The organism is Streptomyces sp. NPDC031064, from assembly GCF_055570965.1.
Genome location: NZ_JBVIGF010000009.1, coordinates 259314 through 282590 on the forward strand (window position 1 = coordinate 259314; position 23277 = coordinate 282590).

Consider the following 23277-nt stretch of genomic DNA (forward strand, 5'->3'; position numbering starts at 1 on the left):
GCGGCGATACTTATGCGATCTGTACGCACGGGAGTCTAGGCCCTGGCATAGCGCCGGTAATCAGCCGTGCCGCACTTCAGGTGGGGTTATCCCTACTTCTCCTGCACCCACGAACCCCATGGCGTGCGCCGGTCGGGCCCGGCAGGCTGGGCCGCATGACCGCACGCATCGCATTCGACCGGCTTGTCTGGAAGGAAATCGCCCACCTTCTGGCCAACCTTCCTATCGCCCTGATCAGCTTTGTTTACGTGGTGTTCATGGTGGCCGTCGGTGCGGGACTGTCGGTGACCGTCGTCGGTCTTCCGCTGCTGGCGGCCGGCCTGGTGGGGACGCGGCTGCTGGGCAGGGCGGAGCGGGCGAGGGCAAGGCTGCTGCTCGGCATACGCGTCGAGGAGCCGAGCCCGCTGCCGCAGCGGCCGCGCGAGAGTCCCCTCCCGTGGCTGTGGGCGGTACTGAAGGACCCGGTGGCCTGGCGGACGGCGCTGTACGGGTTCATACGCCTGCCGTGGGGCGTGCTGACGTTCACCGTGACCCTGGTGGGCCTGATCGTCCTGTGGCCGGTGCTGCCGTACCTGGTGCGGGCGCTGGCCAACGCCGACCGGGCGATGGTGCGCGGTCTGCTGTCGCCCTCCGACGAGCTGGAGCGGCGGATCGCGGAGCTGGAGTCGGACCGGGGCGTGGTCGTCGACACCGCCGCCGCCGACCTGCGCCGCATCGAACGCGACCTGCACGACGGAGCCCAGGCCCGTCTGGTCGCCCTCGCCATGGGCCTCGGGCTGGCCAAGGAGAAGTTGCTGGAGGACCCGGAGGCGGCCGCGGCCATGGTCGACGAGGCCCACGGCGAGGTGAAACTCGCGCTGCAAGAGCTGCGGGACCTGGCGCGCGGCATCCACCCCGCCGTGCTCACCGACCGAGGCCTGGACGCCGCCCTGTCCGCCGTCGCCACCCGATGCACCGTCCCGGTCAAGGTGACCGTCGACCTGGCGGAGCGGCCGGCCGAGGCGATCGAGGGCATCGCCTACTTCACCGTCTCGGAGCTGCTCCAGAACGTCTCGAAGCACTCCCGGGCCCGCAGCGCGGCGGTGGAGGTGTGGCGGGCGGACGACCGGATGCTGATCCAGGTCACCGACGACGGGCGTGGGGGCGCCCGGCTCGACGGGGGCACGGGCTTGGCCGGCCTGGCCGAGCGGTTGGGGGCGGTGGACGGCCTGTTCCTCCTGGAATCGCCGGCAGGCGGGCCGACGACGGTCACCGCAGAGCTGCCCTGGCGCCGCCGGGTCCCTTCCCGGTAGAGCCCCGGGGTGGGGATAACCCCCCGTTCAAGACGGATACGAGCCTCATGGTGCGCACCCGCCAGGACCAGCACTCTTGATGTACGGCGTCGCGACGTACCAAGTCACGACGTACCGCGTTGTGACAGACCACGTTGTGACGTACCGCGTCTCCACAGACCGCGTCATGACAGACCGCGTCTCGACAGACCGCGTCTCGACAGACCGCGTCTCTACGGACGGCGTCATGACGCACCCGACAGCCGCATCGCAGCGACGACGAGAAACGGACGGATGACCCGATGGCCCTGGCTCATGGACCGGAGATCCGGCACCCCCGCCTTCCCGTGGCGCTGCGGGCGCCGTTCGAGGCCCGCACCTGGCGCGAGTTCGGCTTCCTGCTGATCGGTCTGCCGCTGAGCATCCTCTACTTCAGCCTGTCCATAGCCATGGTGTCGCTCGGCGCCGGCCTGGTCGTGACCTTCCTCGGCATTCCGGTCCTCGCCGCCGCCCTCGCCATGTGCCGCGGTTTCGGCACGGTGGAGCGGGTGCGGGCGCGGGGCCTGCTGGGGATGGACGTGGCCGATCCGTCGCCGGTGCGGAGCCGGTCCGGGGGCGGGCTGATGGGCTGGGTGGGCGGCGTTCTCAAGAGCGGGGAGTCCTGGCGGCACTTGCTCTACTCGTTGGTGCACATGCCGTGGGCCATCTTCGCCTTCACCGTCGCGGTGGTCTTCTGGGCGTACGGCTGGGGACTGCTGACGTATCCGCTGTGGCGGTGGGTCTTCCCGGTGTACGCGGGGGCGGACGGGTTGCAGTTGTACGGGGACGGTACGCACAACTTCTACCTGGACTCGCCGGTGGAGGTGGCCGTCACCAGCCTGTTCGGCCTGTTCTTCGTGCTGGTCACCCCGTGGGTGATCCGGGCGCTGACGGCGGTGGACCGGCTGCTGATAACCGGCCTGCTCAGCCCGTCCCGGCTGGCGACCCGCGTCTCGGAGCTGGAGTCGGACCGGGGCGTGGTCGTCGACACCGCCGCCGCCGACCTGCGCCGCATCGAACGCGACCTGCACGACGGAGCCCAGGCCCGCCTGGTCGCCCTCGCCATGGACCTGGGGTTGGCGAAGGAGAAGCTGCTGGAGGACCCGGAGGCGGCCGCCGCCATGGTCGACGAGGCCCACGGCGAGGTGAAACTCGCCCTCCAAGAGCTGCGGGACCTGGCGCGCGGCATCCATCCCGCCGTCCTCACCGACCGGGGCCTGGACGCCGCCCTGTCCGCCGTCGCCTCCCGCTGCACCGTGCCCGTCAGGGTGGAGGTGGATCTGCCAGCTCGGCCGGCTCCGGCGATCGAGGGCATCGCCTACTTCACCGTCTCGGAGCTGCTCCAGAACGTCTCGAGGCACTCCCGAGCGACCCGTGCGACGGTCGACGTATGGCGAGTGGACGACAGGCTGATGCTGCAGGTGACGGACGACGGCCGTGGCGGCGCGGACATCACCAGGGGCAGCGGCCTGGCCGGGCTGACCGAACGGCTGGACGCCGTGGACGGCATCCTCGCCGTGCATTCGCCGGAGGGCGGCCCGACGGCGATAACCGCCGAGCTGCCCTGGCGGGGCTGACCCCCGGCGCCTCCGTCCGCCACCCGCGCCCCGGCCCAGCGGCCGGGCCGCATCCCCGCCCGCATCCCCTCCCCCGTCCCCTCTCGGAGCACCACCCGGAATCCCACCCCGATCCCTGCCCGACGGGCCTCGGCCGGCGAGTTATCCACAGGCCGGTCCACCGCCGTCCGGATGCTGGGATGCTGGACCGCAGACGCGGGAATCGCGTCGTGCACATCGATTCATGGGGGATGCGGTTCGTGGTGGAGGACAGGGTGCGCGTGGTCATCGCCGAGGATTCCGTCCTGCTCCGGGAGGGTCTGACGCGGCTGCTGACCGACCGGGGGCACGACGTCGTCGCCGGTGTCGGGGACGGCGAGGCGCTGGTCAGGACGGTGGGCGAGCTGGCGGACGACGGCGCGCTGCCCGATGTGGTGGTCGCCGACGTACGGATGCCGCCGACGCACACGGACGAGGGAGTACGGGCGGCGGTGCGGCTCCGCAAGGAGTACCCCGGCATCGGGGTGCTGGTGCTGTCGCAGTACGTGGAGGAGCGGTACGCCACCGAGCTGCTGGCCGGAAACAGCCGGGGAGTGGGCTATCTGCTGAAGGACCGGGTCGCCGAGGTCCGGGAATTCGTGGAGGCGGTGGTGCGGGTCGCCCGGGGCGGCACCGCGCTGGACCCGGAGGTGGTGGCCCAGTTGCTCGGCCGCAGCCGCAAGCAGGACGTGCTGGCGGCGCTGACGCCCCGCGAGCGCGAGGTCCTGGGGCTGATGGCGGAGGGCAGGACGAACTCGGCGATCGCCCGGCAGTTGATGGTGAGCGAGGGCGCGGTGGAGAAGCACGTGAGCAACATCTTCCTGAAGCTCGGGCTGTCACCGAGTGATGGGGATCATCGACGGGTACTCGCCGTGCTGACCTATCTGAACGGCTGACGTGCGGTGCTCGCCGGGCCGGCACGGCCGGCCGCCGTGCCCGTCGCACGGCCTAGAACCAATGGATGAGTCGGGAGCGTCGTTACCGAACGACGTGGGGGGAGACACAGCATGATGATCGAGGGCGTACGGACGTTCCAAAAAGGCGTCCATCATACGAGCGGTCCAGGGAAGGCGACCCTTACGGACGTAGGGTGGGCCTTGGGACGGCCGGTGGGCCGGCTGTCTCCCGAGCGTTCCCCCGCCGACGGCGGGGAGGCCCCTTGTCTCGAGGGAGGTCCAGTTCAGTGACCAGCCAGGTCAGCAGCCCAGCCGATCAGGCCGACGGGTCAGACGAGACCCGCCAGGCCAATGAGGCTGTCGTCGGGGAGCAGCGTGGCGGCCCCGGACAGCGTGGCGCGGAGAAGGAAGTACGCCGTCTGGACCGGGTGATCATCCGCTTCGCGGGTGACTCGGGCGACGGTATGCAGCTCACGGGGGACCGTTTCACGTCGGAGACCGCGTCGTTCGGCAACGACCTGTCGACCCTGCCGAACTTCCCGGCCGAGATCCGGGCCCCCGCCGGCACCCTGCCCGGTGTGTCGTCGTTCCAGCTCCACTTCGCCGACCACGACATCCTCACGCCGGGCGACGCGCCGAACGTGCTGGTCGCGATGAATCCCGCCGCTCTGAAGGCGAACATCGGCGACGTCCCGCGTGGCAGCGAGATCATCGTCAACACCGATGAGTTCGCCAAGCGGGCCATGGCGAAGGTGGGCTACGAGACCTCGCCGCTGGAGGACGGCTCCCTGGACGGGTACCGCGTCCACCCGGTGCCGCTGACGACGCTGACGATCGAGGCGCTCAAGGACTTCGGCCTGTCCCGCAAGGAGGCCGAGCGTTCCAAGAACATGTTCGCGCTCGGGCTGCTGAGCTGGATGTACCACCGGCCGACCGAGGGCACGGAGAAGTTCCTGCGGCAGAAGTTCGCCAGGAAGCCGGAGATCGCCGAGGCCAATGTGGCGGCGTTCCGGGCGGGGTGGAACTTCGGCGAGACCACGGAGGACTTCGCCGTCTCCTACGAGGTCGCCCCCGCCACGAAGGCGTTCCCGACCGGCACGTACCGCAACATCTCCGGGAACCTGGCCCTCGCCTACGGTCTGATCGCCGCCTCCCGGCAGGCGGACCTGCCGCTGTACCTGGGTTCGTACCCGATCACCCCGGCGTCCGACATCCTGCACGAGCTGTCCAAGCACAAGAACTTCGGTGTGCGGACCTTCCAGGCCGAGGACGAGATCGCCGGTATCGGCGCCGCCCTGGGCGCGGCGTTCGGCGGTTCGCTGGCGGTCACCACCACCTCGGGCCCCGGTGTGGCGCTGAAGTCGGAGACGATCGGGCTCGCGGTGTCGCTGGAGCTGCCGCTGCTGATCGTCGACATCCAGCGCGGTGGCCCGTCGACGGGCCTGCCGACCAAGACCGAGCAGGCCGACCTGCTCCAGGCGATGTACGGGCGCAACGGCGAGGCCCCGGTGCCCGTCGTGGCGCCGAGGACCCCGGCGGACTGCTTCGACGCGGCACTGGAGGCGGCGCGCATCGCGCTGACCTACCGCACCCCGGTGTTCCTGCTCTCGGACGGGTACCTGGCCAACGGTTCCGAGCCGTGGCGCATCCCGGACCTGGACGAGCTGCCCGACCTGGGCGTCACCTTCGCCACCGGCCCGAACCACACCCTGGACGACGGCACCGAGGTCTTCTGGCCGTACAAGCGCGACCCGAAGACCCTGGCCCGGCCGTGGGCCCTGCCCGGTACGCCGGGGCTGGAGCACCGTATCGGCGGCATCGAGAAGCAGGACGGCACGGGGAACATCTCCTACGACCCGGCCAACCACGACTTCATGGTCCGCACCCGCCAGGCCAAGATCGACGGCATCGACGTCCCCGACCTGGAGGTCGACGACCCGAGCGGCGCCCGCACCCTGGTGCTGGGCTGGGGCTCGACGTACGGGCCGATCACGGCCGCCGTGCGGCGGCTGCGCGGGGCGGGCGAGTCCATCGCCCAGGCGCACCTGCGCCACCTCAACCCCTTCCCGAAGAACCTCGGCGATGTGCTGAAGCGGTACGACAAGGTCGTCGTGCCGGAGATGAACCTGGGCCAGCTCGCCACCCTCATCCGGGCGAAATATCTGGTCGACGCGCACAGCTACAACCAGGTGAACGGCATGCCGTTCAAGGCCGAGCAGCTCGCCACGGCTCTCAAGGAGGCCATCCATGACTGAGGCGCTGAAGCTGGTGCCCAAGGCCGAGGCCAAGCAGTCCATGAAGGACTTCAAGTCCGACCAGGAAGTGCGCTGGTGCCCCGGTTGCGGCGACTACGCGATCCTCGCCGCCGTGCAGGGCTTCATGCCCGAGCTCGGCCTGGCGAAGGAGAACATCGTCTTCGTCTCGGGTATCGGCTGCTCCTCCCGCTTCCCGTACTACATGAACACCTACGGGATGCACTCGATCCACGGGCGTGCCCCCGCGATCGCGACCGGCCTGGCCTCGTCGCGCACGGACCTGTCCGTGTGGGTCGTCACCGGTGACGGCGACGCGCTGTCGATCGGCGGCAACCACCTCATCCACGCGCTGCGGCGCAACGTCAACCTCAAGATCCTGCTGTTCAACAACCGGATCTACGGCCTGACCAAGGGGCAGTACTCCCCGACCTCCGAGGTCGGCAAGATCACCAAGTCGACGCCGATGGGCTCGCTCGACGCGCCGTTCAACCCGGTGTCCCTCGCCCTTGGCGCTGAGGCGTCGTTCGTGGCCCGGACGGTGGACTCCGACCGCAAGCACCTCACCGAGGTGCTGCGCCAGGCGGCCGACCACTCCGGCACGGCGCTGGTGGAGATCTACCAGAACTGCAACATCTTCAACGACGGGGCCTTCGACGTCCTGAAGGACAAGGACCAGGCGGAGGAGGCCGTGATCCGCCTGGAGCACGGTCAGCCGATCCGCTTCGGCCCGGGCGGCGGCAAGGGTGTCGTGCGGGACGCGGCGACCGGCGATCTGAAGGTGGTCCCGGTGACCCCGGAGAACGAGAGCCAGGTCCTGGTCCACGACGCCCACAGCGCGAGCCCGACCACGGCGTTCGCCCTGTCCCGGCTCGCGGACCCGGACACGCTGCACAACACGCCCATCGGTGTGTTCCGGTCCGTCGAACGGCCCGTCTACGACACGCAGATGGCCGACCAGCTCGACGCGGCCGTCGAGCAGAACGGCAAGGGCGACCTCGCCGCGCTGCTCGCGGGCAACGACACCTGGACGGTCATCGCCTGACGTGCGGCGCGGCCGGCCGCCGGTGCGGACGGTAGGTACGAAGGCCCGGGTCTCCGTCAGGAGGCCCGGGCCTCGTCGTAGGCGTCCCGCGCCCGCTGTACGGCGTCCACGTGCCGCTCGGTCCACCGCGCGAGTGCCCACACCTGTTCGGCGGCCTCCCTCCCGAGCGCGGTGAGCGAATAGTCGACCCGGGGCGGGATGACGGGTTTGGCGTCGCGGTGGACGAAGCCGTCCCGTTCCAGGGTCTGGAGGGTCTGGGCGAGCATCTTCTCGCTGACGCCACCGATGGAGCGGCGCAGTTCGCTGAACCGGTACGAGCGCTCCAGCAGGGCGGCGAGGACGAGCACGCCCCAGCGGCTGGTGACGTGTTCGAGGACGAGACGGGAGGGGCACATCGCGTCGTTGACGTCGGGCACCGGCGGGCTCGGGTTACTTACGCTCACACCAGTACCTTACTTCAAAGTGGGTACTTTCCGAAAGTTAGCGCACTCCGTAGGTTGGTGTGCCGAACCGCCCCCTCCTCGGAAAGGCACCCCATGAGCATCGTCGTCACCGGAGCCACCGGCCACCTCGGCCGCCTCGTCATCGACGCCCTGCTGGCCGACGGCGTTCCGGCGCACGGCATCGCGGCCGTCGTCCGTGACAAGCAGAAGGCCGCCGGCCTCGCGGAGCGCGGCGTCGAGCTGCGCGTCGCCGACTACGACCACCCCGAGACCCTGGCGGAGGCGTTCGAGCCGGGCGACCGCGTCCTGCTGGTCTCGGGCAGCGAGGTCGGACGGCGCGTGCCGCAGCACACGGCGGTGATCAGCGCGGCGAAGGCGGCGGGCGTGGCGCAGCTCGCGTACACCGGCATCCTCGGCGGGCCGGACGCCGACTTCGAGCTGGCCGCCGAGCACAAGGCGACCGAGCGGCTGATCCTCGACTCGGGCCTGCCGTACACGCTGCTGCGCAACGGCTGGTACACCGAGAACTACACCGAGCACCTCGCCCCGGTCCTGGAGCACGGCGCCGTCGTCGCCAACGCGGGCGAGGGCCGGGTCGCCTCCGCCACCCGCGCCGACTACGCGGCCGCGGCCGCCGCCGTACTCACGCAGGACGGCCACCTCGGCAAGGTCTACGAACTGAGCGGCGACACCGCGTGGTCGTTCGCCGAGTACGCGGCGGAGATCGCCCGGCAGTCCGGCAAGCCGGTCGTGTACAACAACGTGCCCGCCGAGACGCACCTGGCCATCCTGACCGGCGCGGGCGTCCCGGAGGCGTTCGCCGCGATCCTCGTCGACGTGGACAAGGCGATCGAGCGCGGCCTGCTGGCCCGCACGAGCGGCGACCTGGCCCGGCTGATCGGCCGCCCGACGACCCCGCTCGCCGACACGGTGGCGGAGGCGCTCCGGCAGCGGTGACGCCGGCTGTGACGCATGCGTCATGACCGTATTGCGGTACGGGCATGACAGCCCGGCCCGCCCGGCGCTACCTTCGTCCGCAGGGCACAGCGCAGGGCGGGCGGAAAGGCGGCGGCCAGTGGCGGCGAAGAGCGGCGGAGAGCAGCGGGCGGGACTCCTGTACGGCGTGGGCGCCTATGGCATGTGGGGCCTCGTGCCCCTCTTCTGGCCGTTGCTGAAGCCCGCCGGGTCCGTCGAGATCCTGGCCCACCGCATGGTCTGGTCGCTGGCCTTCGTCGGAGTCGCGCTCATCGTGCTGCGCCGCTGGAGCTGGATGGGCGAGCTGCTGCGGCAGCCTCGCAAGCTCGGCCTGATCGCGGTCGCCGCCGCCGTGATCACCGTCAACTGGGGTCTGTACATCTGGGCCGTCAACTCCGGCCAGGTCGTGGAGGCGTCCCTCGGTTACTTCATCAACCCGCTGGTCACCATCGCCATGGGGGTGCTGCTGCTCCAGGAACGGCTGCGGCCCGCACAGTGGGCGGCCGTCGGCACCGGCTTCGCGGCGGTGGTGGTCCTGGCCGTGGGGTACGGGAGGCCGCCGTGGATCTCCCTGGCCCTCGCCTTCTCCTTCGCCATCTACGGCCTGGTGAAGAAGAAGGTCAACATCGGGGGCGTGGAGTCGCTGGCGGCGGAGACCGCCGTCCAGTTCCTGCCGGCGCTCGCGTACCTGTTGTGGCTGGGCTCGCAGGGCTCGGGCCACTTCGGCACGATGGGCGCGGGCCACGCGGCGCTGCTCGCCGCGACCGGGGTGGTCACCGCCGTGCCTCTGGTGTGCTTCGGGGCGGCGGCGATCCGGGTGCCGCTGTCCACGCTGGGGCTGTTGCAGTACCTGGCCCCGGTGTTCCAGTTCCTGCTCGGTGTCGTCTACTTCCACGAGGCGATGCCGCCCGAGCGCTGGGCGGGCTTCTCGCTCGTCTGGCTGGCCCTGACGCTCCTGACCTGGGACGCGCTGCGGACGTCCCGGCGTACGAGGGCGGAGGCGGCGGCCCTGCGGCTGGCGGCGGCCGCGTCCGCCCTCCCGGCCCAGCCGGCGGACCGCCCCCGCGAGGGCGACGCCCCGAAGGTCCAGGGCCACAGCGCGTAGCACTCACCCGGGCGGGGAGGCGGGCCCGGGACGGCGGCGGGCCCGGGACGGCGGCGGGCCCGGGCGGGGAGGCGGGCCCGGGCAGGGAGGCGGGCCCGGGCAGGGAGGCGGGCCCGGGACGGCGGCGAGCCGCCGTCGCGCGCACACCTCAGGCTCGCAGCGCCTCCGCCACCCGGGTCATGACTCCCTGCCAGTGCGTACGGCGCCGCTCGCGTTCGTCCGCGCTCGCGAGGTGCTCCTGGTGGAAGCGGAGTACCGCCTTTCCGGGGCCGGACGCGGAGACGGCCACCTGGACGGTCGTACCGCCGTAGGTGAGACGCACCCTGTCGCCCGGCCGGTAGCCGCGCACTTCGCCGGTGACGCCGTCGAGCGTCTCGTACGCCGCGCCCTTCTCCTTCGGCAGCCCGCCCTTCATACGGCCGAGCCAGAGCGTGACGCCCTCCGGGCTCGTGATGAAGTCCCAGACGGCGTCGGCCGGCAGCGGCAGGGTCTTCGACACGCCGATCTCCCAGCCGGCGTCGCGGGTCAGTCCTGTGGGCATGACGCTTCTCCTTCGGTCCGGGTACGGGCCCGGTGGGACCGGACTTTGTGGCGGTTGCCGCACCGTTCCATCGCGCACCAGCGGCGGCGGCCGGGGCGGGAGGTGTCGACGAAGAGCAGGTAGCAGTCGTGGGCGCCGCACTCGCGGATGCGGCCCGCCGCCGCGTGGGGGCCGGTGAACAGGTCGATCGCGTCCCGGGCGATCGTCGACACCAGCCCGGCCACGCTCGCGCCGGGCGCCCACTCCCGCTGCCCGGCCACCGTCATGCGCACGGCCAGCGGCGGTCCGGCCGCCGCCGCGTTCACCACCGTGAGGTCGGCGGGCGCGAGCGCGCGGCCGTGCGCGTGGGCGGCGGCGATCCCGTGCAGGGCGTCGCGCAGTTCCCGTACCGCCGCGAGGTCGCGCTCACCGATGGGCGGCAGCCGGAGGCCGGGCGGCGTGAGGCGGGCGGCCGCCACCCAGTCGAGCAGCCCGGCGGGGGTGTCGAGCACCTCGTACCGGGCGAGGCGCCCCGGGCCGCCCGTGGGCAGCAGCTCCAGGCACAGCGCACCCGGATCGAAGCGGAACGTCCGGCCCTCCGGCGTGCGCAGGGGCAGACCTATTGCGGACTCACTCACGTAACCAATATAAGTGGTTACATGACCGCACTCCACTGGAAGCTTGTGATCGACGCGGCGGACCCGCACTCCCAGGCCGACTTCTGGGCCGACGTCCTGGGCTACCTGGTCGAGGACAACAGCGACCTGATCGAGCGACTGCTCGGCCTCGGGCACGTGACGGAGGAGCAGACCGTGGAAGCGCACGGCCGCCGTGCGTGGCGAGATCTCATCGCCGTCCGGCATCCGGACGATCCGTACGAGGAGGAGACCGGCATCGGGCTCGGCAGGCGGCTGCTCTTCCAGCGCGTACCGGAGCCGAAGACGGTCAAGAACCGCCTCCACCTCGACCTGCACGCCGCCCCCGGTCAGCGGGACGCGGAGGTGGCACGGCTGGAGGGGCTGGGCGCGACCGTGCTGCGCCACGTCAAGGAGCCGGGCGGCGAGTGGACCGTCATGGCGGACCCGGAGGGCAACGAGTTCTGCGTGCAGTAGCGGCACCAACGGCGGCGGTCGCAGCGCTCCCGGGTGCGGCTCGTCGCCCCTTTCCCAGCGGAAGCCCCTGAGGCCCACGTCCTCTCGTCCTCCTCGTCCTCCTCGGACGGCCGGGGGAAGAGGAACGAGTCGAGGTTCACGACCGCTCCCCCGGCCCCTGGCGGGGCGAGCGGGCATTCCGCGACCACTTCGCGTAGCAATCGGTCCGATATACGAACGCCTGTGACCGGATTCCGCCCTTGACGCTAAGTCAAACTCTCCCTGAACATTCAGCACGCACATCGCACCAGAAGCGCCACCAGCTCCAACGCCCCGGGCCACAAGGCCACGGGGCGTCTCGCACGTTTCCGTTCCCATCCCCGTACGGAACCCGGAGCCCCCACATGAACCACTCCGCGCACCACCGCATACCCAGACGCACGGCCGCAGCCGCCGCACTCGCCCTCGCCGGCCTCCTGGCCACGGCCGCCCCGGCCGCCACAGCCGCCACCGCCGCACCAGCCCCGGCCGCGCCCGTCACCACCACTACCGCCACCACCGCCGCCGCCGCACCCGACATACCCATCGCCAACGTCAAGGCGCACCTCACCCAACTCCAGTCCATAGCCGGCGCCAACGGCGGCAACCGCGCCCACGGCCGCCCCGGCTACAAGGCCTCGATCGACTACGTGAAGGCCAAACTGGACGCGGCCGGGTTCACCACCACCGTCCAGCAGTTCACGTACAACGGCACCACCGGCTACAACCTGATCGCCGACTGGCCCGGCGGTGACACCAACCAGGTCCTCATGGCGGGCGCCCACCTCGACTCGGTCTCCTCCGGCGCCGGCATCAACGACAACGGCTCCGGCTCCGCCGCCGTACTGGAGACCGCTCTCGCCGTCTCCCGCGCCCAGTTCAAGCCCGCCAAGCACCTCCGCTTCGCCTGGTGGGGCGCCGAGGAACTCGGCCTGGTGGGCTCGAAGTACTACGTCAACAACCTCCCCGCCACCGAGCGCGCGAAGGTCTCCGGGTACCTCAACTTCGACATGATCGGCTCGCCGAACCCCGGCTACTTCGTCTACGACGACGACCCGACGATCGAGAAGACCTTCAAGGACTACTTCGCCGGCCTCGGCGTCCCGACCGAGATCGAGACCGAGGGCGACGGCCGCTCCGACCACGCCTCGTTCAAGAACGTCGGCATCCCGGTCGGCGGCCTGTTCACCGGCGCCAGCCGTACGAAGACCAGCGCCCAGGCGCAGAAGTGGGGCGGTACGGCCGGCCAGGCCTTCGACCGCTGCTACCACTCCTCGTGCGACACGACGTCCAACATCAACGACACCGCGCTCGACCGGAACAGCGACGCGGTCGCGCACGCCATCTGGACGCTGTCCACCGGTACGACCGAGCCGCCGACCGGCGACACGTACGAGAACACCGCCGATGTCGCCATCCCCGACAACGGCACGGCCGTGACGTCCACGGTCACCGTCTCGGGCCGCACCGGCAACGCCCCGGCCGCCCTGAAGGTGGGCGTCGACATCGTCCACACCTGGCGCGGCGACCTGGTCGTCGACCTGGTCGCGCCCGACGGGACGGCGTACCGCCTCAAGAGCTCAAGCAGTAACGATTCCGCCGACAACGTCCAGACCACGTACACGGTCGACGCGTCGAGCGAGGCGGCCAACGGAGCCTGGAAGCTACGCGTCCAGGACGTGGCCGCCCAGGACACCGGCTACATCAACGCGTTCCGCCTCACGTTCTGAGCGAGCGTGCCGGTGCCCCGCCCGGAGAGTCCGAGGACTCTCCGGGCGGGGCACCTCGCACCTCGTCCGTTACGTCTGACCGCTTACGTCTTACCGCTTACGTTTTGCCGATTACTTCTTGCCGTTGGCCGCGTCCACCAGGGCCTCGGGGGTCACCGCGCCCACGTAGACCTTGCCGTCGTCGGTCAACAGGGCGTTGACCAGGCGGGTCTTGAAGACGGTGCCCGAGCCGAACTTGCCGCTCACCTTGTCGCCGAGCGCGTCCAGGAACTTCTGCGCCTCGGCCGGAGCCTCCGCCGGAGCCTCGGACGGCAGGTCGGACGGAACGCCGCCCGCCGGACCCGCGAGCTGCGCGATGGACGTCCAGCCCTCACCGATGACGTTCAGGCCCTCAAGGCCCTCGAACTCCTCCGGACCGGCCGGCCGCTCGTGCCCGGGAGCCTCGCCCGGGCCAGGCTCCTCCGTCACCTTCGTGCCCTTCGGCGGCGTGAAGTCGAACGTCGAGGCGGCCGGCTTGGCGAAGTCCACCTTCGTGAACCCCGCGTCGATCGCGGCCTTGCCGCCCCCGCGCGGTGTGAGCGTGAACTTCAGCGGGACGCCGTTGCCCGCGTCCACCGCGACCTTGATCGACTCGATCGTCGAGCCGCTCTGCTTCGGCTTGATCACGAGCTGGTACGCGTCGCGCCCGGCGATCCGCGCCGTACCGTCGACCGTCACCGAGGTGGTGTCGTCCACGGCCTTCAGGGCTTGGTCGGCCAGGTCCTTCGGGGTCGTCGGAAGCTCAGGTTCCGGGGCTTCCGCGCCCCGCTCCTCGGTGGAGTGGACCGCCTCCTTCGACGCGCCGTCGTAGGCCCACACGTCTTTCCCGTTGCGCACCAGGCTGTACTCGGCCGAGGCGTCGTCCACGACCGTCAGCCGCTGCTTGTCGGGGCCGTCCGCCGCCACCCGGAAGGTGTGCGTGCCCGAGGCCAGCTCCATCAGCTTGCCTACGCCCGCGCCGTCGCCCGCGCCGCCCGCGCCGCCCTTGCCGCCCCCGAGGTCGCCGCCCAGCCCCGCCAGCGACGGCAGGCCGAGGTCGGTCGTCACCTTCACCGTGCCGGAGAGCTGCTGGACGTCCGACGCGGCGATCTTCTCCACCAGTTGCTGTGCCGTGATCTCCGGCAGATCGGGGTCCCCGGATGCCGCGAGCGCCGGGACGAGCCCGATCGTCGCCGCCGCCACCCCCGCCACCGCGACCGGGACCGCGTACCGCGCCGTCCTCCGGCGCCCGGCGCTGTCGTTCGGTGCCATCGGTGCCATGTGTGCCTACCTCCGTGGTCAGCGAGCCATCTGGCATCAAGCCATCTGCATCAATCTGACCAAGGGGACACCCCCGGGGGCGTCAGCCCGCGGGCTCAACTTCCGTACTGCTGAGGGATGACACGAACCCCGAGACCCCTACGCCGCGAGGCGACCCGCACAGACGACCCGCAGAGGCGACCCGCCGCAGCGACCCGCAGAGACGACCCGCCGCAGCTACCCGCAGGGGTGACCCGCAAAGGCGACCCGCCGCAGCTACCCCGCGAAGCGACCCCGCGAGGTCAGCCCGCCCGGTGCACCACCAGGTCGCACAGCTCCTCCAGCGCCGCCTTCGCGTAGCAGTCCGGCAGCGGAGCCAGCGTCGCGCGGGCGTCCTGCGCGTACCGCACGGTGTCCCGCCGCGCCCGCTCCAGCGCCGGGTGGACCCGCAGCCGCCGCAGCGCCTCCGCGTGGCGGGCGTCGTCCGTGAGGTCGCTGTCCAGCAGCTCGACCAGCTCCAGGTCCTCCGCCGCCCCGCCGGCCGCGGCCTGCGCGCGCAGGTGCAGCACCGGCAGCGTGGGGATGCCCTCGCGCAGGTCGGTGCCGGGCGTCTTGCCCGACTCGTGGGAGTCGGAGGCGATGTCCAGGACGTCGTCGGCGAGCTGGAAGGCGACGCCGAGCCGCTCGCCGTACTGCGTGAGGATGTCCACGACCCTCTCGTCGGCGCCCGACATCATCGCGCCGAAGCGGCCCGAGACGGCGATCAGCGAGCCGGTCTTGCCGGCGATGACGTCCAGGTAGTGCTCGACCGGGTCACGCCCGTCGCGCGGGCCGGCCGTCTCCAGGATCTGGCCGGTGACCAGGCGTTCGAAGGCCTCCGCCTGGATGCGTACCGCCTCGGGGCCGAGGTCCGCCAGGATGTGCGAGGCGCGCGCGAAGAGAAAGTCACCCGTCAGGACAGCCACCGAGTTGCCCCAGCGGGCGTTGGCGCTGTCCACGCCCCGGCGCACGTCGGCCTCGTCCATGACGTCGTCGTGGTAGAGCGTCGCCAGGTGCGTGAGCTCGACGACCACGGCCGAGGGCACCACACCCGGGGCATGCGGGTCGCCGAACTGCGCGGCGAGCATCACCAGCAGCGGGCGGAAGCGCTTGCCCCCGGCCCGTACCAGGTGCTGCGCCGCCTCCGTGATGAACGGCACGTCGCTCTTGGTGGCATCGAGGAGCCCTGCCTCGACGGCCGCCAATCCGGTCTGGACATCGGCCTCAAGAGCCTGGTCCCGCACGCTCAGCCCGAACGGCCCGACTGCGGTCACGAGGGGGTCTCCTGTCTGCTGACGATCACACGGATTGTCGATGTGTCGCTGGATTCACTCAAGTCAGCGTATCCGGTCGTCTTTCGATCACCGTGGGCGCCTTCCACCCTCCCCCGGTATGTTCAAGAACAGCTCATACGTCCAAAATCAGCGCTTTTGTCCACCGCCCCTCCGCTTGTCCCCAGCCCCTCCGCCCGGGCCCGAGGTCCCCATGAAGATCCGCACCTCCTTCCCGTACGAGACGGCCCACGAGGACGTCCGCATCCCCCTTCCGGACGGAACGAGGCTCTACGCCCGCGTCTGGCGCCCCTTGACCGGCGAGCCCGTCCCCGCCCTGCTGGAGTACCTGCCGCACCGGCTGACCGACGGGACCGCCGCCCGCGACTGGCAACGCCATCCCTGGTACGCCGGTCACGGCTACGCCTCGGTACGGGTTGACGTGCGCGGGTACGGCAACAGCGAGGGGCTCCCGGGCGACGCGTACCGCGAGGCCGAGCTCGCCGACGGCGTGCACGTGATCGACTGGCTCGCCGGCCGGCCGTGGTGCGACGGCGGCGTCGGCATGTTCGGCATCGGCCGGGGCGGCACCACCGCGCTCCGGATCGCCGCCCGCGCCCCCGAGCCGCTCCAGGCGGTCGTCGCCGTCTGCTGCGCCGACGACCGGTACGACGGCGACCTCCACTACGCGGGCGGCTCGGTCCTCGCCGCCGGGACGCACTCCCGGGCGGCCGCCATGCTCGCCTCGGCCGCGCGCCCGCCCGACCCCCTCTACGTCGGTGATGCCTGGCGCGACATGTGGCTGACGCGCCTGGAGGCGCTGGAGCCGCTCGTGAACACCTGGCTCGCCCACCAGACCCGCGACGACTACTGGCGGGGCGGCAGCCTCCGCGAGGAGTACGGCGCCGTCCGGGCGGCGGTCCTCGCGGTGGGTGGCTGGCACGACCCGTACCGCGACACCGTGCTCCGGCTGGTCGAGCACCTGCCCGGCGACCGGGTCAGGGGCGTCATCGGGCCCTGGCCGCACCAGTACCCGGACCGGGAGCTGCCGCCCGGCCCCGCGATCGGCTTCCTCCAGGAGACGCTCCGCTGGTGGGACCACCACCTCAAGGGCCGGCCCACCGGTGTCATGTCCGAGCCCCTCCTCCGCTCCTGGATCACCGCCTCGTACCGGCCCGCCACCGTCCACCGGGAGCTCCCCGGCCGCTGGGCCGGCGACGCCGCCTGGCCGTCCCCGAACGTCACACCGGTCACGTACGCCCTCCAGGGCCCGCCCGTCCTCGTCCGCTCCCCTCAGCACACGGGCCTGGACGCCGGCCACCCCCTGCCCTCCGGCAACGACGCCGACCTGCCGCCCGACCAGCGCGCCGAGGACGCCCACTCGGCCTGCTTCGACTTCCCCGTCCCGCCGGACGGCGCGCCCATCGAGATCCTCGGGCGCCCCCGCGTCTCCCTCGCCCTGCGCGCCGCGGCGCCGACCGCCGATACCCCGGCCACCGACGCACCACACCCCCGGCCCCCCGGTGCCGGCCCACCACACCCCCCGCCCCCCGGTACCGACGCACCACGCCCCGAAACGGCGCCCCCGACCCCGCCCCACCCAGGCCCACCCGACCCCATCCCGCCCCACCCCGGCCCGCCCCACCCCGGCACGGCCGCCGGACAGGTCGTCGCCCGCCTCTGCGACGTGGCTCCGGACGGTTCGTCGACGCTCGTCACGCGTGGCGCCCTCAACCTCGCGGCGGCGGCCGGGAACACCGAGGACGCCGGGGTCCACGTCTTCGAGCTGAACGGCGCCGGGCACACCTTCCCGCCCGGTCACCGTGTCCGGCTCGCGGTCTCCTCCGCGTACTGGCCCTGGATCTGGCCCCGCCCGGACGGGGCCGCCGGCTTCACGCTCGACCCCGACGCCTGCTCCCTCCTGCTTCCCGTGCGCGCTCCGACCACCGACGCCCTCGCCCTCGCCTTCGAGGAGCCCGAGCAGGCCGAGCCGCTGGGCGTCACCGTCCCCACCACCCTCGACGACACCGAGACCCGCCGCCCCGAGCGGCTGGTCGTCCGCGATGTCGCCCGGGGCGAATGGCGCCTGGAAGTGGACCCCCGCCACGGCGGCGCCCGCGTCCACCCGGACGGTCTGGAGGTCACCGAGGAGGCGCTGGAGACCTACGCGATCAACGAAGGGGACCCGCTCTCGGCCCGCGCCCGCTCCGACTGGACGATCCGCCTGCATCGCCCCGACCTGCCCTGGAACGTCACCGTCGAGACCCGCTCCGAGATCACCTGCACCGCCACCCACTTCCTGACGTCCGACGAGGTGATCTGCAAGGACGGCACGGAACCGGTCTTCCATCACACCTGGGAGAGGCGCATCCCCCGTACGGCAGGCTGATCTAACGTGTCCCCCACACACGTGGAAAGCGAGGCAAGCACCGATGCCCGAGCAGAGCCCGCTCGACCTGACCGAGGGCGACCCCTTCGGCCCGCACAACCTTCCGTACGGCGTCTTCAGCACCGCCGACGAGCCCGGCCGCCGCCGGCTCGGCGTCCGCATCGGCGACCACGTCCTGGACGCCGGGGCGGCGGCGCACGCGCTGGGCTCGCCGTACGCGGCGCTGCTGGCCCGGCCGAGCCTGAACCCGCTGCTCGCCGCGGGCCGCACCGCCTGGCGCGACGTCCGCCGGGCGCTCACCGCATGGCTGACGGTCCCGGCCCACCGCTCCGCCATAGAACCGCTCCTGCACCCCCTCGCCACGGTCACGCTCCACCTGCCGTACGAGGTCGCCGACTACGTCGACTTCTACGCCTCCGAGCACCACGCCACCAACGTCGGCCGGATCTTCCGCCCGGACGGGGAGCCGCTCACCCCGAACTGGAAGCACCTGCCCATCGGCTACCACGGCCGTTCCGGCACGGTCGTCGTCTCCGGCACCGACATCACCCGCCCCAAGGGCCAGCGCAAGGCGCCCGCCGATCCCACGCCCACCTTCGGCCCGTCCATCAAGCTCGACATCGAGGCGGAGGTCGGCTTCCTCGTCGGCACCCCCTCCGAGCTGGGACAGCCGGTGCCCCTGGCCTCCTTCCGCGACCACGTCTTCGGGCTCAGCCTCCTCAACGACTGGTCGGCGCGCGACATCCAGGCGTGGGAGTACGTCCCCCTCGGCCCGTTCCTCGGCAAGTCGTTCGCGACCTCCGTGTCCGCCTGGGTGACCCCGCTGGAGGCCCTGGACGCGGCCCGGGTGGCGCCGCCCGCGCGTGACTTCCCGCTCCTGCCCTACCTGGACGACAGCTCCGACGAGGAGCCGGGCGGCTTCGACCTCCACATCACCGTGCGCATCAACGGCGAGACGGTCGCCGAACCGCCGTTCTCGGCCATGTACTGGACGGCCGCCCAGCAGCTCGCCCACATGACCGTCAACGGTGCCTCCCTCCGCACCGGCGACCTGTTCGGCTCCGGCACGGTCAGCGGCCCCGAGGTCCACCAGCGCGGCTCGCTGCTCGAACTCACCTGGAACGGCCAGGAGCCGCTCGAACTGTCCACCGGCAAGCGGACGTTCCTGGAGGACGGCGACGAGGTGACGCTCACCGCCTGGGCCCCGGGACCGGACGGCACCAAGGTGGGCCTCGGCGAGGTCACGGGCCGGATCGCGCCCGCCCACTGACCGCGAGGGGCGGAGCCGCGATGGCTCCGCCCCTCGCCGGTGTCAGCCGAACGCCCCACCGGGCGTGCGCGCTCCCGGGCCCGGCCGCAGGCTGTCCAGTGGGCAGTGGGGGGAGCCCAACCCGTAGCCCTCCTGCACCCACTGGAGCAGCAGCATGCACTCCCGACCGCTCATATCCGCCCTCGGCCTCGCCGCCCTCGCCTCGCTGACGCTGAGCGCCGCACCCCCGGCCCCGCCCGCACCGTCGGCCCCGCTCGCACCCCCCGCACCGACCGTCGGCGAGAAGAACCGGCACGCCCAGTTGGCCAGGGCGTACCAGGCCACGGAGAAGTACCGCGACGAAGCCCGCGCCATCAGGGACGGCTACGCGCGCACGGACCAGTGCGCCTACTCCTCCGAGGGCGGCATGGGCTACCACTACGTCAAGGAAGCCCACGTCAACTCCACCGACCCGGCCAAGCCCGCCGCGCTCCTCTACGAGGCGGGGCCGGGCGGCAAGCGGCGGCTCGTCGCCGTGGAGTACGTCACCATCGACCGCGACCAGGACCTCGCGACGGACCCCGACCGCCCCAGGATGTTCGGCCGTGGCCTCAACGGCCCGATGGCCGGTCATGAGCCCGGTATGCCGAACCACTACGACCTGCACGTCTGGCTCTACAAGAAGAACCCGAAGGGGCTCATGGCGGACTGGAACCCGAGGGTCCGCTGCCCCCGAGAGTGACCACCCCGGGCACACGCGTGCGGCGGGGCGCAGAGCACCCCGCCGCACGTCCGACCGGCTTCCGTCAGCGGACGAAGATCCCCGCCTGCCCGGCGAGATCGAGGAAGTACTGCGGAGCCACGCCCAGTGCCAGCGTGACCGCGACGCCCACCCCGATCGTCGTCATCGTCAGCGGTGACGGCACCGCGACCGTCGGGCCCTCCGGCTTCGGCTCGCTGAAGAACATCAGCACGATGACCCGGATGTAGAAGAACGCGGCGATCGCCGACGAGATCACGCCGATGACCACCAGCGCTCCGGCGCCGCCCTCCGCCGCCGCCTTGAAGACGGCGAACTTGCCCGCGAACCCGGAGGTCAGCGGGATACCGGCGAAGGCCAGCAGGAACACCGCGAAGACCGCGGCGACGAGCGGCGAACGCCGCCCGAGCCCGGCCCACTTGGACAGGTGCGTGGCCTCGCCGCCCGCGTCCCGCACCAGCGTGACGACGGCGAAGGCGCCGATCGTCACGAACGAGTACGCGGCCAGGTAGAAGAGCACCGAGGAGACGCCGTCGGGCGTCGCCGCGATGACACCCGCGAGGATGAACCCGGCGTGGGCGATCGACGAGTAGGCGAGCAGCCGCTTGATGTCGGTCTGGGTGATCGCGACGATCGCACCGGCCAGCATGGTGACGATGGCGACGCCCCACATGACGGGCCGCCAGTCCCAGCGCAGCCCGGGCAGCACCACGTACAGCAGCCGCAGCATCGCGCCGAACGCCGCGACCTTGGTGGCGGCCGCCATGAAGCCGGTGACCGGCGTCGGGGCGCCCTGGTAGACGTCCGGGGTCCACATGTGGAACGGCACCGCGCCGACCTTGAACAGCAGGCCCATCAGCACCATCGCGAAGCCGATGAGCAGCAGCACGTCGTTGCCCATGGTCTGGGCGAGCGCCGGGGTGACGTCGGTGACCGACCCGTCCACCACATCCGCGATGCGCGCGTACGACACGGAGCCCGCGTACCCGTACAGCAGGGCGATGCCGAACAGCAGGAACGCGGAGGAAAAGGCGCCGAGCAGGAAGTACTTCACCGCGGCTTCCTGCGACATCAGCCGCTTGCGGCGGGCGACGGCACACAGCAGGTACAGCGGGAGGGAGAAGACCTCCAGCGCGATGAACAGCGTCAGCAGGTCGTTCGCCGCCGGGAAGACGAGCATCCCGCCGACGGCGAACAGCACCAGCGGGAAGACCTCGGTGGTCGTGAAGCCCGCCTTCACGGCGGCCTTCTCCTGGTCGCTGCCCGGTACGGCGGCGGCCTCGGCGGCGAACGAGTCGACCCGGTGCCCGTGGTGGGCGGGGTCGAGCCGCCGCTCGGCGAAGGTGAACACCGCGACGAGCGAGGCCAGCAGGATGGTGCCCTGGAGGAACAGCGCGGGCCCGTCGACCGCGATGGCGCCCATCGCGGCGATACCCGCCTTGGTGGTGGCGTGGCCGCCGGCCGCCAGGGCGACGACCGCGGCGAAGGCGGCGGCCAGCGCCACGACGGTCAGGAACACCTGCGCGTAGTAGCGGGCGCGGCGCGGGACGAACGCCTCCAGCAGGATGCCCACCACGGCGGCGCCCACCACGATCAGCGTGGGGGCCAGTTGGGCGTACTCGATGGCCGGCGCCCCGATCTTGTCGACGGGAGCCGGTTCGGCCGCCGTCGTCCACAGGCTGTGGACAGCACTCGCGTTCACTTGGCCGCCTCCACCTCGGGCTTGGGGTCCTTCTGCTGTACGTCGGACATGGTGTGCCGCACCGCCGGGTCGACGATCTGGGTCACCGGCTTCGGGTAGACGCCCAGGAAGAGCAGGAGGGCGATCAGCGGGGCGACCACCACCAGCTCACGCGCCTTGAGGTCGGGCATCGCCCGGACCTCCTCCTTCACCGGCCCGGTCATGGTCCGCTGGTAGAGGACCAGCGTGTAGAGCGCGGCGAGCACGATGCCGAAGGTCGCGATGATCCCGGCCACCGGGTAGCGGGCGAACGTGCCCACCAGGACCAGGAATTCGGAGACGAACGGCGCGAGCCCGGGCAGCGACAGTGTGGCCAGGCCGCCCACCAGGAACGTCCCGGCGAGCACCGGGGCCACCTTCTGCACACCGCCGTAGTCGGCGATGAGCCGCGACCCGCGCCGCGAGATCAGGAACCCGGCCACCAGCATCAGCGCGGCCGTCGAGATCCCGTGGTTGACCATGTAGAGCGTGGCCCCGGACTGGCCCTGGCTGGTCATCGCGAAGATGCCCATGATGATGAAGCCGAAGTGGGAGATCGACGCGTAGGCGACCAGCCGCTTGATGTCCCGCTGGCCGACCGCGAGCAGCGCCCCGTACACGATGCTGATCAGCGCCAGCACGATGATCGCGGGCGTGGCCCACTTCGTCGCCTCCGGGAAGAGCTGGAGGCAGAAGCGGAGCATCGCGAACGTGCCGACCTTGTCGACGACCGCCGTGATGAGCACCGCGACCGGCGCGGTCGCCTCGCCCATCGCGTTGGGCAGCCAGGTGTGCAGCGGCCACAGCGGGGCCTTCACCGCGAAGGCGAAGAAGAACCCGAGGAACAGCAGCCGCTCGGTGTTGGTCGCCATCTCCAGCTCACCGCTCGCCCGCGCCTGGGCGATCTCCGTGAGGGAGAAGTTCCCCGCGACGACGTACAGCCCGATGACGGCGGCCAGCATGATGAGCCCGCCGACCAGGTTGTAGAGCAGGAACTTGACCGCGGCGTACGACCGCTGGGCCGCCGCGTTGTCGTCGGTGCCCGCGTGGGCCCGGTCCCCGAAGCCGCCGATGAGGAAGTACATCGGGATGAGCATGGCTTCGAAGAGGATGTAGAAGAGGAAGACGTCGGTGGCCTCGAAGGAGAGGATCACCATCGCCTCGACCATCAGGATCAGGGCGAAGAAGCCCTGCGTCGGCCGCCAGCGCTTCGACTTCGTCTCCAGGGGGTCGGCGTCGTGCCAGCCCGCCAGGATGATGAAGGGGATCAGCAGCGCGGTGAGCGCGATCAGCGCCACCCCGATGCCGTCGACGCCCAGTTCGTAGCGGACGCCGAAGTCCTTGATCCAGGCGTGGGACTCGCTGAGCTGGTAGCGGTCACCATCGGGCTCGAACCGGATGGCCACCAGCGCGGCCAGGACGAGCGTGGCGAGCGAGACGAGCAGCGCCAGCCACTTGGCGGCCGTGCGGCGCGCGGCCGGGACGGCGGCGGTGAGGATCGCGCCCACCGCGGGCACGGCCGCCGTCACCGTAAGAAGCGGGAACCCCGCGTTCACCACTTGCGACATCG

At 71.6% G+C, this 23277-nt stretch carries 19 protein-coding genes; 12 read left to right on the forward strand and 7 right to left on the reverse strand.

Annotated elements, in window-relative coordinates:
- Window positions 1–155: 155 nt before the first annotated feature.
- The 5 genes from ACZ46W_RS30000 (at window position 156) to ACZ46W_RS30020 (ending at window position 7098) form a co-directional block, all read left to right on the forward strand.
- Entirely contained in the window at window positions 156–1292 is a 1137-nt protein-coding gene (locus tag ACZ46W_RS30000) for a sensor histidine kinase (RefSeq protein WP_468344071.1), read from the forward strand.
- A 281-nt stretch (window positions 1293–1573) separates the two neighbouring features.
- The gene (locus ACZ46W_RS30005; protein ID WP_468344074.1) at window positions 1574–2887 is read left to right on the forward strand and encodes a sensor histidine kinase; all 1314 of its coding nucleotides are present in this window, start codon (window positions 1574–1576) and stop codon (window positions 2885–2887) included.
- A gap of 254 nt (window positions 2888–3141) precedes the next feature.
- Entirely contained in the window at window positions 3142–3801 is a 660-nt protein-coding gene (locus ACZ46W_RS30010; RefSeq protein ID WP_468344380.1) for a LuxR C-terminal-related transcriptional regulator, read from the forward strand.
- 287 nt (window positions 3802–4088) lie between these two features.
- Entirely contained in the window at window positions 4089–6056 is a 1968-nt protein-coding gene (locus ACZ46W_RS30015; RefSeq protein ID WP_468344077.1) for a 2-oxoacid:acceptor oxidoreductase subunit alpha, read from the forward strand.
- The gene (locus ACZ46W_RS30020; protein WP_468344080.1) at window positions 6049–7098 is read left to right on the forward strand and encodes a 2-oxoacid:ferredoxin oxidoreductase subunit beta; all 1050 of its coding nucleotides are present in this window, start codon (window positions 6049–6051) and stop codon (window positions 7096–7098) included. The genes ACZ46W_RS30015 and ACZ46W_RS30020 overlap by 8 nt, the downstream gene beginning before the upstream one ends.
- A gap of 56 nt (window positions 7099–7154) precedes the next feature.
- Here the strand turns inward: ACZ46W_RS30020 and ACZ46W_RS30025 are convergent, their stop codons facing one another.
- Window positions 7155–7493, reverse strand: coding sequence for a winged helix-turn-helix transcriptional regulator (locus ACZ46W_RS30025; protein ID WP_366130581.1), 339 nt, complete (start codon window positions 7491–7493; stop codon window positions 7155–7157).
- 141 nt (window positions 7494–7634) lie between these two features.
- On the opposite strand from ACZ46W_RS30025, the gene ACZ46W_RS30030 reads away from it, so the two are divergent.
- Both ACZ46W_RS30030 and rarD read left to right on the forward strand, forming a co-directional pair.
- Complete coding sequence (locus ACZ46W_RS30030; RefSeq protein ID WP_468344083.1) at window positions 7635–8498, forward strand: SDR family oxidoreductase; 864 nt, start codon at window positions 7635–7637, stop codon at window positions 8496–8498.
- 181 nt (window positions 8499–8679) lie between these two features.
- Window positions 8680–9621: an EamA family transporter RarD gene (gene rarD, locus ACZ46W_RS30035; protein ID WP_468344383.1), complete on the forward strand. Its 942-nt coding sequence runs from the start codon at window positions 8680–8682 to the stop codon at window positions 9619–9621.
- Between the two features lie 148 nt (window positions 9622–9769).
- On the opposite strand, the gene ACZ46W_RS30040 is transcribed toward rarD, so the two are convergent.
- The gene (locus ACZ46W_RS30040) at window positions 9770–10162 is read right to left on the reverse strand and encodes an SRPBCC family protein (RefSeq protein WP_468344086.1); all 393 of its coding nucleotides are present in this window, start codon (window positions 10160–10162) and stop codon (window positions 9770–9772) included.
- Entirely contained in the window at window positions 10147–10779 is a 633-nt protein-coding gene (locus tag ACZ46W_RS30045) for a CGNR zinc finger domain-containing protein (RefSeq protein ID WP_468344089.1), read from the reverse strand. The genes ACZ46W_RS30040 and ACZ46W_RS30045 overlap by 16 nt, the downstream gene beginning before the upstream one ends.
- Before the next feature lie 21 nt (window positions 10780–10800).
- On the opposite strand from ACZ46W_RS30045, the gene ACZ46W_RS30050 reads away from it, so the two are divergent.
- Together ACZ46W_RS30050 and ACZ46W_RS30055 are read left to right on the forward strand one after the other, a co-directional pair.
- Window positions 10801–11253 carry a VOC family protein gene (locus ACZ46W_RS30050; protein ID WP_468344092.1) on the forward strand — a complete coding sequence of 151 codons (453 nt, stop codon included), beginning with the start codon at window positions 10801–10803 and terminating at the stop codon, window positions 11251–11253.
- 383 nt (window positions 11254–11636) lie between these two features.
- Complete coding sequence (locus ACZ46W_RS30055; RefSeq protein WP_468344095.1) at window positions 11637–13001, forward strand: M28 family peptidase; 1365 nt, start codon at window positions 11637–11639, stop codon at window positions 12999–13001.
- A 111-nt stretch (window positions 13002–13112) separates the two neighbouring features.
- On the opposite strand, the gene ACZ46W_RS30060 is transcribed toward ACZ46W_RS30055, so the two are convergent.
- On the reverse strand, window positions 13113–14291 hold the full coding sequence (locus tag ACZ46W_RS30060; RefSeq protein WP_468344386.1) for a LolA family protein: 1179 nt from the start codon (window positions 14289–14291) through the stop codon (window positions 13113–13115).
- Between the two features lie 290 nt (window positions 14292–14581).
- Window positions 14582–15592, reverse strand: a complete 1011-nt coding sequence (locus ACZ46W_RS30065) for a polyprenyl synthetase family protein (RefSeq protein ID WP_468344098.1) — start codon at window positions 15590–15592, stop codon at window positions 14582–14584.
- 211 nt (window positions 15593–15803) lie between these two features.
- Between ACZ46W_RS30065 and ACZ46W_RS30070 the strand changes: the two genes are divergently transcribed.
- The 3 genes from ACZ46W_RS30070 (at window position 15804) to ACZ46W_RS30080 (ending at window position 19969) form a co-directional block, all read left to right on the forward strand.
- Entirely contained in the window at window positions 15804–17978 is a 2175-nt protein-coding gene (locus ACZ46W_RS30070; protein WP_468344101.1) for a CocE/NonD family hydrolase, read from the forward strand.
- A gap of 43 nt (window positions 17979–18021) precedes the next feature.
- Window positions 18022–19248 carry a fumarylacetoacetase gene (fahA, locus tag ACZ46W_RS30075; RefSeq protein ID WP_468344104.1) on the forward strand — a complete coding sequence of 409 codons (1227 nt, stop codon included), beginning with the start codon at window positions 18022–18024 and terminating at the stop codon, window positions 19246–19248.
- A gap of 154 nt (window positions 19249–19402) precedes the next feature.
- Complete coding sequence (locus tag ACZ46W_RS30080) at window positions 19403–19969, forward strand: hypothetical protein (protein ID WP_468344107.1); 567 nt, start codon at window positions 19403–19405, stop codon at window positions 19967–19969.
- 64 nt (window positions 19970–20033) lie between these two features.
- On the opposite strand, the gene nuoN is transcribed toward ACZ46W_RS30080, so the two are convergent.
- Together nuoN and ACZ46W_RS30090 are read right to left on the reverse strand one after the other, a co-directional pair.
- Window positions 20034–21689: an NADH-quinone oxidoreductase subunit NuoN gene (nuoN, locus tag ACZ46W_RS30085; protein WP_468344110.1), complete on the reverse strand. Its 1656-nt coding sequence runs from the start codon at window positions 21687–21689 to the stop codon at window positions 20034–20036.
- Complete coding sequence (locus tag ACZ46W_RS30090; RefSeq protein ID WP_468344113.1) at window positions 21686–23275, reverse strand: NADH-quinone oxidoreductase subunit M; 1590 nt, start codon at window positions 23273–23275, stop codon at window positions 21686–21688. Before ACZ46W_RS30090 ends, nuoN begins: the two co-directional genes overlap by 4 nt.
- Window positions 23276–23277 lie beyond the last annotated feature (2 nt).